11 protein-coding genes are annotated in these 13,713 nt (G+C 49.5%); 4 read left to right on the forward strand and 7 right to left on the reverse strand.

The genetic code is table 11. From position 1 onward, the window contains the following. Window positions 1-16 precede the first annotated feature (16 nt). Both IQ235_RS05705 and IQ235_RS05710 read left to right on the forward strand, forming a co-directional pair. Window positions 17-1,306, forward strand: coding sequence for a pentapeptide repeat-containing protein (locus IQ235_RS05705; RefSeq protein ID WP_441373244.1), 1,290 nt, complete (start codon window positions 17-19; stop codon window positions 1,304-1,306). A 120-nt stretch (window positions 1,307-1,426) separates the two neighbouring features. After that, window positions 1,427-2,536 (forward strand): Gfo/Idh/MocA family protein, encoded by a 1,110-nt coding sequence (locus IQ235_RS05710; protein WP_264320530.1) that lies wholly within the window; start codon window positions 1,427-1,429, stop codon window positions 2,534-2,536. Between the two features lie 70 nt (window positions 2,537-2,606). Here the strand turns inward: IQ235_RS05710 and IQ235_RS05715 are convergent, their stop codons facing one another. From IQ235_RS05715 to IQ235_RS05745, 7 genes are all read right to left on the reverse strand, one after another. Beyond that, a complete protein-coding gene (locus IQ235_RS05715) occupies window positions 2,607-3,386 on the reverse strand; it encodes a hypothetical protein (RefSeq protein WP_264320531.1) in 780 nt (259 codons plus the stop codon). An 895-nt stretch (window positions 3,387-4,281) separates the two neighbouring features. After that, window positions 4,282-5,238 carry a sulfotransferase family protein gene (locus tag IQ235_RS05720; RefSeq protein WP_264320532.1) on the reverse strand — a complete coding sequence of 319 codons (957 nt, stop codon included), beginning with the start codon at window positions 5,236-5,238 and terminating at the stop codon, window positions 4,282-4,284. A gap of 279 nt (window positions 5,239-5,517) precedes the next feature. Further along, window positions 5,518-6,945, reverse strand: a complete 1,428-nt coding sequence (locus IQ235_RS05725) for an O-antigen ligase domain-containing protein (RefSeq protein ID WP_264320533.1) — start codon at window positions 6,943-6,945, stop codon at window positions 5,518-5,520. A gap of 409 nt (window positions 6,946-7,354) precedes the next feature. Beyond that, on the reverse strand, window positions 7,355-8,107 hold the full coding sequence (uppS, locus tag IQ235_RS05730) for an undecaprenyl pyrophosphate synthase (protein WP_264320534.1): 753 nt from the start codon (window positions 8,105-8,107) through the stop codon (window positions 7,355-7,357). Beyond that, window positions 8,104-9,048 (reverse strand): diadenylate cyclase CdaA, encoded by a 945-nt coding sequence (cdaA, locus tag IQ235_RS05735; RefSeq protein WP_264320535.1) that lies wholly within the window; start codon window positions 9,046-9,048, stop codon window positions 8,104-8,106. The genes uppS and cdaA overlap by 4 nt, the downstream gene beginning before the upstream one ends. 217 nt (window positions 9,049-9,265) lie before the next feature. Beyond that, entirely contained in the window at window positions 9,266-10,687 is a 1,422-nt protein-coding gene (gene lysA / locus IQ235_RS05740) for a diaminopimelate decarboxylase (RefSeq protein WP_264320536.1), read from the reverse strand. 416 nt (window positions 10,688-11,103) lie between these two features. Beyond that, window positions 11,104-11,931: an MOSC domain-containing protein gene (locus IQ235_RS05745; RefSeq protein WP_264320537.1), complete on the reverse strand. Its 828-nt coding sequence runs from the start codon at window positions 11,929-11,931 to the stop codon at window positions 11,104-11,106. Window positions 11,932-12,433: 502 nt separating this feature from the next. On the opposite strand from IQ235_RS05745, the gene IQ235_RS05750 reads away from it, so the two are divergent. Next, complete coding sequence (locus IQ235_RS05750) at window positions 12,434-13,345, forward strand: hypothetical protein (protein ID WP_264320538.1); 912 nt, start codon at window positions 12,434-12,436, stop codon at window positions 13,343-13,345. Window positions 13,346-13,380: 35 nt separating this feature from the next. Beyond that, window positions 13,381-13,713: transporter (locus IQ235_RS05755; RefSeq protein ID WP_264320539.1), on the forward strand; the 333-nt coding region annotated here is incomplete at its 3' end.

Raw genomic sequence — 13,713 nt, forward strand, 5'->3', positions numbered from 1 at the left:
GGGTGAGTCTCCCCCCATAGAATCCCCAGAAAACCAAAGCTGGGTCGCGAATCCTTTTGACGAAAAAGACAACCTCGCGGCGATCTCCAACGGGCATCGAGCAGAGGCTTCGATCGAAGAGTCGGGCGAACCTCCCGAGGCGAGCGTTTCCAGCCGGGAAACCAAATCCGGTATTCAGCTCAGTTTCTTCCCCAGCGGTGTTTTTGCCACACAACTGAACTTGGGATGGATTATTGTCGGGGCGATCGGGTTGATGATTTTGGGATTGGCAATCGATCGTCTGTGGATGGGACTAGTCGGGGCTTTTGTTGCCCTGTTAGTTTCGGTGAGTATTATTTTGCCCAACTGGAATAGTTTGTGGACTCAGTTGGTTCCAGCACCTTGGCGCTCTCTGATTGCGGCGAGTTTGGGGATTATGGCATCGGGGATCGGCTTATTGATGCTCAGCGGTTCCAACCAGCAGGGAACCCGTGCCATTCAAATTAATTGGGATGCGGTGGGTGCTGTTGGAGAAATCGTCGGCGCGTTGGGTCAAATTTTAATTGCTCTGCTTGCAGTCTACGTCGCGTGGCAGCAGTACGTAATCTCGAAAGACTTAACCATCCAGCAAAACCGAATTACCCAACAGCAAACCATCGATGCCTACTTTCAAGGGGTCTCGGATTTAGCTCTCAACGATGAAGGATTGCTCGAAGATTGGCCCCAAGAACGGGCGATAGCCGAAGGACGCACGGCCGCCATTCTCAGCAGTGTGGATGCGGTGGGTAAAGCCAAAATTATTCGCTTTCTCTCCCAATCCAAACTCTTGACACCCCTACGGCGCGATCGGCTCTTGGGACGACCCATCCTCGACGGTCGGGGAGGCTACGCGGAAGACCGTGCCTACGGAACTCGCGTCATCGACCTGGGGGTGATGCTCGCCGGAGCGGATTTGTCGGGCAACGATCTGCGCTGGACGGAATTGAGCGATGCGAACCTCGTACGAGCCAATCTCAGTCAATGCGATCTCGTCAAAGCCAACCTAGCTCGGGCGATTCTCTACGAGGCTAATCTATCGGGAGCTGACCTCAAAGGCACTCGTTTATTTTACGGAACGGCTCAAATGGCTACTCCTCGCAGTCGCACTGAATCTCCCGACTATCGAACGGGAGAACGCACGGGTGCAGTGGTCGAAAATGTGAAATTTCGCAAAGCCCAACGCCTTTCCGATACCCAACACTACTATTGCTGTGCTTGGGGCGGTTCGACAACGCGGAAGACGATTCCTGGCGGTTGTGAAGGAATTCCGAATAAGTTGGGACGGTGAAGGTTAAGTAATAAGTGATAGGCCAGTATATAAGTCAATTAATAAACGGGTCATTTCTAGTTACTTGCTCATGAGTGAGTCTAGTTATATTTTTAGCTTGAATTTTTAATAAAAACTAACATGACAGAAAATATTAAAGTTGGAGTAATTGGTACGGGTTTCGGTCAGAAAGTTCACATTCCGGGGTTGCAGGCCCATCATCGAACCCAAGTCGTCGCCGTCTACCATCGAGATTTAGCCAAAGCCCGAGAAATCGCCGAATCCCATCAAATTCCCCAAGCCTGCGGAACGATCGAAGAGTTGGTTAACTTGCCAGATCTCGATGCGGTGACGATCGCAACACCGCCGTTTTTGCACTACGAAATGGCGAAAACGGTTCTGGCAGCGGGCAAACATTTGTTGCTCGAAAAACCCACCACCCTAACCGCGACTCAAGCCAAGAAGCTGTATCACCTGGCAGCGGAAAATGGGGTGGTGGCGACGATGGATTTCGAGTACCGCTTCGTTCCCCCATGGCAGCGGTTAGCTGAATTGATGGGAGAAGGATATGTCGGCAAGCCGCGCTTGATTACCATTGATTGGTTGATGTCGAGTCGGGCAAATCCCGATCGCCCTTGGAACTGGTACGCTCAAAAAGAAAAAGGGGGTGGGGCGCTCGGTGCGTTGGGTTCCCACACCTTCGACTACATTGCCTGGCTTTTCGGTTCTGCGCGTCGGCTATCGGCAAAGCTCGCCACCTCAATTCTCGAACGTCCCGACCCCGCCCAAGGAGGTAAACTCAAGCCGGTGGATGCCGACGATACCTGTTTTGCGACCTTAGAATTGACCGATGGCACGCCCGTTCAAGTGAGTATCACTTCGGTTGCGGCGAACGGACGGGGACATTGGGTAGAAGTGTATGGCGATAAGGGAACCCTCGTTCTCGGCAGCGAGAATCAAAAAGATTACGTCCATGGATTCAAGCTTTGGGGTTCCCAGGGGGGAGAACCGATGCAGGAGTTGAGTATTCCCGATCGTCTGGAGTTTCCCCACGCGTACCCCGACGGCAGGCTGGCGCCTTTCCTGCGAGTGGTAGATGGCTGGGTGCAAGGAATCGATCGCGGTGAAGCTTTAACACCATCTCTGCGAGATGGAGTATACTCGCAGCTTTTGATGGATTTAACCCACGAATCGAACGAGAAGGAATGCTGGGTTGACGTCCCCGAACTGGATGTATTTCTGGAAACGTGAGCGACAGTACGGAGGAAATGGAGACGCAGAGATGGAGGAAACGGGAATGTCAAGGGTTGGCGTGCAGATACTATCGATCGGATTTGAGCCGGTTACGTTTGACTCTCGACCCCACTCCTAAAATTGCGATCGCTGCAAAAGTACTTAATGTCGGTTCGGGAACAGATCGAATGCTATCTAGCTTCAATATTGCCACGGATTGAGGTGCGGGTTCGGGTTCCATGGGAGGATCTGCATTAATGCCATCGGTAATGTCTTCGATGCTGACATCGCGCGTCACTTCAAATGGCGTCGAACTGGAGGTTCCATCAGAAAGTTCGACGCTAAATAGCGCTCCCACTTTGCCAAAATCGGCTCCCGTATCGATATTGACCTGCACCGTCTGCAATCCGATCGTTACGGGAATCGGAATTTCGCTAAGACCGACATTATCGGTATCGATACCAAACGTTAACGATCGACCTACGGAAAATGCATCCGTCAGCAAAGTTCCTCGAAGCTGTTTCCCGCCATTCAAAATCTCGAAATTAATATCGGTGGCGGCAATACCGCTACTTCCGCCTAATGTGGGGACTCCTCCATTCAGATCGAACAAGGAGACGCCATTGGGGTCGAAAAATCCATCGGTATCGGGGGAAATATCGAAAGTAAATGAGGAGATCCGAACATCAGTCGCACCCTCATCAAAAGCTACCTGAAAAAACGAATTGAGACCAAGAACGGCATCTCCTCCCGTATCTAAACCCGTGGTACTTGCCGTAATTGTTGCTGCTCGACCCGGTTGTCCACATGCTAAAATCATTAGTACGTAGCTCGCGATCGCCGCAGAAATTTTTTGGCGTGCAATCATGAAAAGAATCTCCCAGATCGGTAATATTGTCTCGAATTTATTTGCACCCAAAACGGTTTCGACTACCGACAAAAAATAAGATCGGCAATCTGAATATTTTCAATTGATACGAGTTTCGAGCGATGTTATAACCACTCGAAACAGTACAATTTGAATAAATTCGTAAAATCGAATGTATTTCTTGACTTACGTTTCTAAGTGAAGTTCCTCATCTCAAGTTCGGATAATTCGTGACCGTTAAGTCCGCTTGCCTGTAAACTTCGCTCTCTGCTGGGAATTATAAGTATTTAACCGAACCTGAGATTGCCCCTTCATTCCTCTAGGTTCGAGGTTCTGGCTCTTGCCTGCTCGAAGTCCGAGCTTTTAGGGGTACAGGTTGTATTTCTAACGTCCCGACCATCGAAAAGATAGCATATGAATCCCTATTAGCGTGTAGGAATTTGAGTTCGCTTTACTTACACTTCATATAGATAGAATCGCGAAATATACTAAAAAGTTAAAGAATTGCTTTTATCTTCAATGTTTTAAGATAAAAAAAAATAAAAAATTCGTGTAAAGTTTGAATTTTTCGCTCGGATTGTCGTTTGGGTCGAGCCTAATTCATATTCAGCGATTTTACGGGATTTTGCTCTATCTATTCCCCGAAATTAGAGAAAATACGGATCGTTTCCTTAAATTCTGATGCGATCGATGATTGAGTTTGAAAAGACAAATCGAAAACTTTCCGAACGTCTATTTCCACAAAAGAGCGAGAGATCGGTACAATTCCGTAGGAGCGAAGCCCAATTTGGGCTCCATTTCTGTGAAACTCTACGCCCTCAGCCTCCCATATCATTTCAAATCTTTCACGAAGCCTTGTCTATTTCTGCCAAGGTGCAGTCGATATTCGGTCTGGCTATTTGAGATAGTTCGCTTCAACAGCGTGTATCTTCAGCTTGACCTGCTTTTTCCATTTTTGACTACCAACACGTCGGGCAAGATAGTTTTCCAGGAATAAAGGCACGCCGTAGCGCCGCAGCCGAAATTGAGCGCGTTCCCATGTATCTTGCCATTGAAGCCTCTGCCGCATAGCTTCATTGACAGTCTTGGGCGGGAGTCCGCTCAGTTCGTATCCTCGTTCGACGAGCATCTTTCCCGCCCTCGATTCCACCAGTTGAATCTCTTCCTCGGACAACTTGCGTCGCCATTGGGCGATGAAGCGAACGTCGGGTAACCCGTAAGTTGTATTCCGAGCGTAATTTAACATCGCCTCGTCGTAGGGAATACCGATAAATTCGCACAGGTGGGTCAGGGTTTCAACAGGTTTCTCGATGAGGGTTTCGTACTTGATCTCGAAGAAGCGCTCTTCTGGTAGGTTTGAGCTGAACCGGGTCCACAACTGTTCGGCTTCGAGCCAACGCTTGCTCCCAGTCCATACGTTTCCCGCCCAACCCATACCGATACAAGAGCGAGCGACATCTCGACCGTCGCGGACGATATGGATGAAACGAGCATTAGGCCAAATTCCCAACAATCGGTTGAAATGACGGTGAACCGTCCCACCTACGAAAGGCTTACCATCTTTGTTTTTTTTCTGACACAAAAAGCTGTTAACCAGTTGGGAATAAGTCAAATCGCGATCGATTTCGAATCCACTCGCTCGAAAAACTCGATGAGCATCCAACCATTCGTAATATTCTTCTAGGGGCGGTAGAGTTCCATCTTCAGAAATGCGATCGACGGCATACTCGAACTCATTACACCAAGCTAATTGTGGGTGATTCGCGAACATAAGCCGCAGGACGGTCGTACCAGAACGCTCGGCCCCGACAAGAAAAATCGGTTTGGCAATTACAGGAATCTCTACAGTCATGAATTGCTTAGCTATTGGATGTTGACAGCTCACTGCGATGCGCGGGCAGTGATTTTCGTTCCGGGGAAAGCCAGATAGCTCGATGATTCTGGATCTCCATGACCGATTGTACTCGAAGCTTCCCCAGGCATGTCAGATTTTTGGGTCGTTACTTGAAGACAATGTTGGCTCGAATCGTCAAATCTTTGAGAAAGCCGCACTTCAATCCCAGAGCTGTCAATCCATTCTTTTTGAGAAAAAGGGAAAATCTAATCGAACCTCCGCTCAAAAACACAATTCTTAACGTTTTAGATGAGGAGCAGGCCACGCTCGCCGTTTCGATCGCTTTGCAGTAGGTGGTCGCGTTTGTAGAGAACGCCTTTTGGTCGGATTCAAGTTTTCAACAGGGTTGAGAACAATCCCCGATAAACCTCCCGCAATCAGCGGAAAAACTGGATTGTACATATTATTCAGGACAGAATCCAACATAAAGAGTGCTAAGACCACAGCTTGTGCGGCGGCTGGTGCGACTTGTGGGTTGAACCAAGTGCTCGCGGGATAGCGAAATAGGCTAAAACAAACCACCGGAAGCAGTAACGAAACTGTTAGAGACGCTAACCCGACGATTCCATTCACTCCAAATGCAATAATCCACAAACTGTCGGTAATTGCGGTGTCTTCTAATTCTCCCGCCCAGTTATATTCGTAAACGCGATTGCGTCCCCATCCTCCCCATCCAAAAATGATTCTTTCTCGTGCGTGTTCTCCTAAAATTTCTTCGTTATTAAATCGAAATGCTAGAGATTGAGCGCGCTCGGGATTGAGTCTTTCCGATACGAAAGAAACAATTTCATCACCCGCAAAAGTTCCGGTGGCTCCGGTATATAAATAGTACGACAACAACACGACGAGAAATAAGAGCAATATAGATGTTCGCAACCACTTCGCAGAAAATAACGTGGCGACCCCAAGTGCCAGATACATATACGCTCCGGTAGACCGACACCAAATTACGATAAATAGAAACACCCAGATTAACCAGTCAAGGGACATTCCCCAAACTTTTTTAAAGGTCTTCGCTTTCCACACCCAAAGGGCAACGAACGCAACGGTCATCATCCACATTCCCACCATCAATCCGTGTTGCATGAACACGTTCGGCCGATACCCTCCATACCGAATGGATTGACTGATTCCGGAGGGGTGGGCGAAATAACCGTAAACAATGCGATGAAGTTGAGGACTCATACGACCTTCGTAGAGACATAACGGAACGTAGAGCAATCCACCTTTCAAAATTTCGCTCGCTAGCAATCTCATTCCCGAAAGATTTCCCAAATACAATCGACCGAGAAAATAAGGCAGTCCCCAGTTGGCAATTTGCGTTAAGGTTCCGTTTAATCCGTCGTACGCCCCCAATCCATTGGCCATGGATGAAGCAAACGGACAAACGCACCAAATTGCCATCGGTACGTCTACCCAACCGGGCTTAAATGAATTCAATCGCGGCGAATCGTAGACGAAAATTGCCAACATAATGCCGTAACAGGTGGCAATCATTCCTTTGTAGTCAGGAATCAAAGGCAGCATAAAGAGGGCGCGCTCGGGTAAAAAGAGTAACCCTCCAATAAAGCTAACAATGACGGCTTTGCGCGGGGGAAAAAGTACAAATAGGTAAAAGACAATCGGTAACCAAGCGAGGAGAGCGAGTTGTGCTTGAGGAGTCATGACCTAGAGGAATGTGCGTGCTCGATCGAGTTTCAAAAGTCATCAGTTTCAAGTTTTCAGTCATCAGTTTGACTTGAGCTTAAGATCGGAGGATTCAAAAAATAAATTGGGTTTAAACTTTTTCTCCATGAATGAAGAGGCTTAATACCATTGGATTCGGACCCGATAGATACCACTTGTCACTGATGATTTTAGCTTTTCGGGCTGTGGTGATGACAATTGAAATTTGATGTAGTTAGGTAGACGATCTGCACCCCGCCACGGCAATACGCTGTACGTGTCAGTCGATCGGGTCGATCGCTTTTTCTCAAAGGAATTAGGGACTTGCGGGTTAATAACGTACCCATCACGTTACTTGGCTTCTAGAACACGGATTGTTTGCTGGGTACTTTATTTCTTTGCAGATCCCTTAGCGCACTTTCCCAAAGCGGCGATCTCGCTTCTGATACGCCGATAGCGCTCGATGAAACTCCCCTCGATCGAACTCCGGCCAAAGGGTATCGGTTACATACAGTTCCGCGTAAGCCATCTGCCAGAGTAAAAAGTTACTAATACGCATTTCGCCGCTGGTGCGAATCAGCAAATCGGGATCGCCGACGCTCGACGTATAGAGATGGCGCTCGAACAATTCTCGATCGATTTGCTCTGGCTGAATCTTCCCCTCTTGCACCTGAGTGGCAATCGATCGACAGGCTGCTAAAATTTCCTGCCGTCCGCCGTAGTTGGTTGCCACGGTAAACTGAATACCGGGATTGTGGCGAGTCATTTCCATCGATCGAGCAATTTCCGCTTGCAGCGACGGCGGCAATTTCTCCAAATTCCCAACAAACTGGATGCGGACTTTCTCCTCCATCATTTCTTTCAACTGCTGTCGCAACACCCGCTCGAACAACGTCATCAAAAAATCGACTTCTTCTAGGGGACGACCCCAATTTTCCGTCGAAAAAGCATAGGCCGTCAGAGCTTGAACCCCCCAGTCATCGCAGCAACGCAACAAATTTTTCAGCGCGTCCACACCTCGCTGGTGTCCCACGATCCGGGGTAACCCCCGACATTTTGCCCAGCGACCGTTACCATCCATAATCACCGCGACGTGGCGGGGAAGTCGCTCGCGGTCTAAGTCTGCGGGTAACTCTTGCAATACAGTTGAATTTACAGTCATTTTTTGTTACTAGAAGCCGATGAAGTCAAACGAAGCAAGCGGGCGATCGCCGCACCACCTTGGGAACCAATCCGCCGACCCAAACTGCGTAAATTCGGAGCAACCACCTCGCGATCTACAGTATTGGAGAGTCGCGCTTCCAAAAGTTCCTTCAGTTTACTGCTAGTCAGAGGTCGATTGAGAGTTCCCCGTTCGGCAAGGGAAATCGAACCGGTTTCTTCTGACACCACAACGCAGATGCAATTTTCCACACGTTCGGTGATTCCCATTGCAGCTCGGTGGCGCGTTCCCAGTTGCCGAGAAGCCATTCGTTCGGATAGAGGCAAGATCACCCCCGCCGAGAGAATGCGAGATGCACGAACCCAAACGGCTCCGTCGTGCAGTAGGGTACTCGTTTGAAAAATCGTCTGCAACAGTTCTTTTGAAATCTCTGCATTGAGTCTAACACCGGGAACTGAAAAATCTCGCTCGTCAATGGGTTCGTTGGTTTCTAGAATCAGCAGCGCGCCAATCCGATTCTGGGAGAGTTGCTTGATGGCTTCGACAATTTCATCGGTGATGCTATCAGAGCGGGGCGGTGGGGCGTGAGAGGATTGAAATAAAGAGGCAATTTTACCTCGACCTAATTGCTCTAAAAATCGTCGAACCTCAGATTGTAAATTAATTGCCATGGCGATGGCGCAGCCGATGGTAATTTTATCGAGAACAAAACCCAGAACCTTCAATCCGAGATTCTGAGCGAGGGTGACGGCAACCATCAAAACAATAAAACCTTGCACCATCCACAGCGTCCGACGTTCTCCAATGACGACGAGCACCAGATAAGTTAGTGCTAGCACCAGCACTAGCTCGATGGCCAATCCTAAATTTTGCACGAGTTGAAGCAACCTGGCTTGAATCCAGCTTGGGTCTGTTAACCATTGCTTCGGCAGAACTCCCATGAGAATCTGGATTTTTGCTCCGTACAGTTTGGACTTGATGCGATTGCCCTCGTATTGCCTGCGAGTTTCTAGGTGCGAACACCCACAAGTCTTGCGGGCTAGCAAAACTAGAAGCGATCGACGTTACACACCCAAACTCTCAGGGCTTTGAGAACGACCCGGTGGCGATCTCGCGGCCCGACGATCTCGAGCTAGAACTTTTGCGCACCACCCGAGTTTACGAGAGATCGCCCCTGAGTCGATCGGGTAAACAATCTTGACGAATCAGATCTTGATAGGTTTCTCGTTGGAGGATGAGGTTCGCCTCCCCCTCTTTGACCACGATCGCTGCCGGACGGGGCAGTCGATTGTAGTTTGACGACATACTGTAATTGTAGGCTCCCGTCCCCATTACGACTAAAATATCTCCCGGTTGGGTTGGAGGCAATTGAGCGTTTTGAATCAGCACGTCTCCCGATTCGCAGTGTTTGCCGGCTACGGTCACCGTTTCGGTTAGGGGGGCGCTCATGCGATCGGCGATCGCGGCGCGGTACAAAGATTGATAGGTAATCGGACGGGGATTGTCTGACATTCCTCCATCAACGGTAAGGTACGTCCGCATTCCCGGAATCGTTTTACTAGAACCCACGGTATACGCCGTCACGCAAGCCGAGCCGATCGCCGATCGCCCCGGCTCGCACACCAGCCGAGGCAGGGACATTTGGACAGTTTTGCAGGCGGCGGTAATGGATTCGCAAATGACTTTTACCCAATCTTCAATGCTGGGGGGATCGTCGTCCTCGGTATAGCGAATTCCCAAGCCTCCACCCACATTGAGTTCTTGAATCGGTAGGTTGTAACGCTTGGCGAGTTGGAACCACTCTACCATTACGCTGGGTAAATCTCGATGGGGTTGCAACTCGAAAATTTGGGACCCGATGTGAGCGTGCAAACCAATACAAGAAAGAGTGGGTTGTCGGGTCAGGAAATCAAACACGCTTTCCATCGAATCGGGATCGAAACCGAATTTGCTATCGAGATGACCGGTCTTAATATAGTCGTGGGTATGACACTCGATTCCTGGGGTGAATCGGAGCATGATGCGCGTGGGTCGATCGATGCCCTGGGTTAGCTCCGTTAGGGTTTCGAGTTCGAGCCAATTATCAACGACGATCGTACAACCGATTTCGATCGCCTGTTGCAGTTCCGATCGAGACTTATTATTACCGTGAAAATAGATCGTTGAGGCATCCATCCCCGCCTGCTTTGCCGTATACAGTTCTCCACCGCTGACGACGTCGATTCCCCATCCTTCACTCGCCACGATCGCGCATACGGCTAGGCAATTCCAAGCTTTGGACGCGTAAATAACCAGGGCATCTCCCGAATAGTAGCGGCTGAAGGCTTCTCGATACTGGCGGCACGAGGTTCGCAGCGTTTCTTCGTCTAAAACGTACAATGGCGAACCAAATTGCTCGACAAGGGTCACCACATCGCAGCCCCCAATTTCCAGGCGATCTCGATCGTTAACGCGAGCCGTCAGCGGTAGTAGTTGTTGGTTGGGGGAAAGGGATTCGATCGCCGGGTCGGAATTGGCTAAATATTGCTCGGCCGTTGCTAGCCCTGATGCCGGTACTTTGAGTGAGGGAGTCGAGACCATAATCGTTGTAATGGGGAAGGAGATGTCTGAATGCCAACCCTTAGTTTACAGAAAAGTCTGGAACCTTGAAAGACTCCAGACCCCAAACTAAATATTAGATTGAACCTGCCCCGAATCGGGGACTTTCTTTCTTTCGACTCAGAAATATTTTGGGGTTCTCGATCGCTTCTTTGGCATTACCTTTGATGCGAGCATTCAGCGCGGGTAGCATGGGTTGTTAGCGAGAAATCAACTTCGAATAGGAGAATTTAAGATTGAAAGAGCGATCGCGGTCGTTCTACTTTCGGGTTTTTCAACGCGAAAAGTGACGACTCGCTCGAATGGATCTCGAATGGATCGAATTAGCAACCCGATCGAACGGCCCTATTTTTTCAGTGAATGAATTTTGGTGAAGGTTTTGTCCTCATCAAGGCAACTTACAGTGCCGCACTTTTGTTCGCCAACGAAGACCGTAACTGCAATCGATCGCCCACCGATAGCGACCCGGTGGCGATGACTTTTGCCACGACACCGGTTTTAGCATGACCGAAATGTTGCCCGAGCCAGGAAAATAGGGGCATATCTCGCACTCCGGAGTCTGGATGCACTTCAATATTCAAACAGCGACCGATAGGGGCAGAAATCGTTATTTTGGCTTCTCCCAAGATGATTTCTCGACCCACCCAGTTCAACTCTTCCCACGCTGCAACCCCGTCGATGAGGACGTTCGGACGAAAACGGCGCACGTCGATGGTTTCACCTACGGCGAAGCCGATCGCATCGAGGGTCGCTTGACTGATGATGGAAATATGAACCGGGTGGCGATCGGGATAGCGAGTTTCCCCGGTATGGGTTCCGACAAGTCGTACCGAACTGGGATGGGGGTGTCTGGCTTTTTCTGTCGGGGTTAGCGTTGCTAGATAGTTGCTAAAAAAGCCGTTGATGCGATCGCGATCGGTTTGTGTCCGAGCGCTCAAGACTTCAGTTCCGTTGTGGCAAACCCTGAGCCAGTCCTCACTCGCGTCGTAGTGACACTCGAGAGCGGCAAGTCCTGGCCAATCGTTTTGAACGGCAAAATGTTTTTTCGGCATCCACGGCACGATTGCCTCGTCTCCCTTGCCTGCATCTTCAAACATCAAGGCGAATGCCCGATCGCCGCGAATGCCGAGGTCGGCTTCCAATATCGCTCGATCGACCCTTTGTGGTGTTAGCCCTTTAATCGGATGCACGAAGATTTGAGTGACGATGGGTTCTGTTGCAGACATAGACGAGTTTCCCTCAATCCGATCGTAATTATTTTACCGAATTGGGTGGGATCTCGGTGTCCCCGATCGCAGCCTAATCCTATTCATCCAACTCCCTCGGAGCGCGAAAATTAAGAATGAAGTACACCGCGACTCGGTGAAGGCTCATCGATTTGTGACTCGCGCGACGTGCCACTTTTTTCGAGGTCTTAAATTGACAACATCTGAGTGACTCGATATTTAACACAGCCAGTCGGTCGAACTGAAAAATCGAGTGTTTCGGAGGTTGGTTCTTTCCTCGAAGAACTCTTAAAACTCAAGAAATAGAGTTGCCCTTAAAGGGTTGAAGGAATAAATTTAAAGGATAGGATTCGACTTTAAACGATCGATCTACCGACTTATCTCTTTAGGTAGATGTCAACAGACAGAAAACTAAACTAGCATAAATCTTATAGTCAGCTTAGCCAATTGTCATGTAAATCCCCTTAAAAAGCTGCAAAAATTATTTTCAATTAGATAAAAAATGGCGACCATACAGCATAAAAGAGCCGTAGGAACGTTTCCGACCCGGATCGATACAGAAGCGGCTTTGCAAGAACTCAAAAATTCTAACTTTCCGATGGATCGAGTGTCCGTCATTGCCCGCGAAAGTGACGGAGATACGAACCTCGCTGGCACCGAAGTGGAAGAAATCGGTAATAAAGCCGATGAAGGTGCGGCAACGGGAGCAGCCACGGGTGGAGCGGTAGGTAGCATTACGGGTTTGCTCGTCGGCCTGGGAACATTAGCCATTCCTGGAATTGGACCGATCATGCTTGCTGGAGCCACAGCTACAACTCTGGCTACCACATTAGCAGGAACGGCGATCGGTGCGGCGACCGGTGGATTGCTTGGAGGACTTGTCGGTCTGGGGATTCCCGAAGAGCGAGCGAAGGTGTACAGCGATCGGGTTTCTCGCGGAGAATATTTGGTAACCGTCGAAGGTACGGAAGCAGAAATTAACCAAGCTGCGAAAATTTTGAGCCACCGTGGCATTCAGGAATGGGGCGTGTACGAATCTCCAGCGACGACGACAACGACAACCGAGACAAATCGCGTTGTGGGTGTATTTTCCAAGCGTCAAAACGCGGAAGCGGCACTAGAGGCCTTAGACCGTTCCGGATTTCCCATGGCCCAGGCAACTGTTTTGTCTCGCGAGCCTGTTTACGCCGATCGCAATTCCGCGCTTGTAGCTCGCAACCGCTTTGAAGAAACGGATTTGGGATTGCCTCAAGACCGTTGGCGGGTTTTAAACGATCGCTTCAACCGAGGTGAATATATCGTTGCTATTGAAGGCACCCCCAACCAAATCCAGAACGCCGAAGTCATTTTAAACCAGCAGGGAATCGAAGAAATGGGTGGCTACGAACCTTTAAGCGCTCGCAGCCCCGTGTAAACATCCCCTAGATGAAGAAGAAGGTAATTCAAGTTATGAAGAAAAAGTTAACCGCCGTTTTGATCTCAAGCGTTGTTCTAATGGGAGCGACAGCCTGTCAGGATACGGCCCGAACCAGTGTAGATGCTCCAAGTTCGGTCGATGAAACCCCAGAAGTTCTCGAAGCAGATGAAGCCGTCGATTCAAAAGAAGACGCGCAAAGCTCGGTTCGACGAGATCAGCTCGATTCTGATATTCGGGCGCGGGAAGAGCGGAATAATTTAACGGGAGGCGATGCCGAACGTGCCGATGGCGACCTCGCCAGTGAGGTTCGCTCCAAACTCGAAGCTAACTTACCTGCAAGTGCTTTGACCATCGAAGCTGAAGAC

The sequence above is a fragment of the Zarconia navalis LEGE 11467 genome (genome assembly GCF_015207075.1).
GTDB lineage: Bacteria > Cyanobacteriota > Cyanobacteriia > Cyanobacteriales > Geitlerinemataceae > Zarconia > Zarconia navalis.

Bases quoted from the DNA above. Each gene is read 5' to 3' on its own strand.
- IQ235_RS05715 (WP_264320531.1), bottom strand. From the start codon at position 3,386: ATGATTGCACGCCAAAAAATTTCTGCGGCGATCGCGAGCTACGTACTA.
- IQ235_RS05745 (WP_264320537.1), bottom strand. From the start codon at position 11,931: ATGTCTGCAACAGAACCCATCGTCACTCAAATCTTCGTGCATCCGATT.
- cdaA (WP_264320535.1), bottom strand. From the start codon at position 9,048: ATGGGAGTTCTGCCGAAGCAATGGTTAACAGACCCAAGCTGGATTCAA.
- IQ235_RS05750 (WP_264320538.1), top strand. From the start codon at position 12,434: ATGGCGACCATACAGCATAAAAGAGCCGTAGGAACGTTTCCGACCCGG.
- IQ235_RS05725 (WP_264320533.1), bottom strand. From the start codon at position 6,945: ATGACTCCTCAAGCACAACTCGCTCTCCTCGCTTGGTTACCGATTGTC.
- uppS (WP_264320534.1), bottom strand. From the start codon at position 8,107: ATGACTGTAAATTCAACTGTATTGCAAGAGTTACCCGCAGACTTAGAC.
- IQ235_RS05710 (WP_264320530.1), top strand. From the start codon at position 1,427: ATGACAGAAAATATTAAAGTTGGAGTAATTGGTACGGGTTTCGGTCAG.
- IQ235_RS05720 (WP_264320532.1), bottom strand. From the start codon at position 5,238: ATGACTGTAGAGATTCCTGTAATTGCCAAACCGATTTTTCTTGTCGGG.
- lysA (WP_264320536.1), bottom strand. From the start codon at position 10,687: ATGGTCTCGACTCCCTCACTCAAAGTACCGGCATCAGGGCTAGCAACG.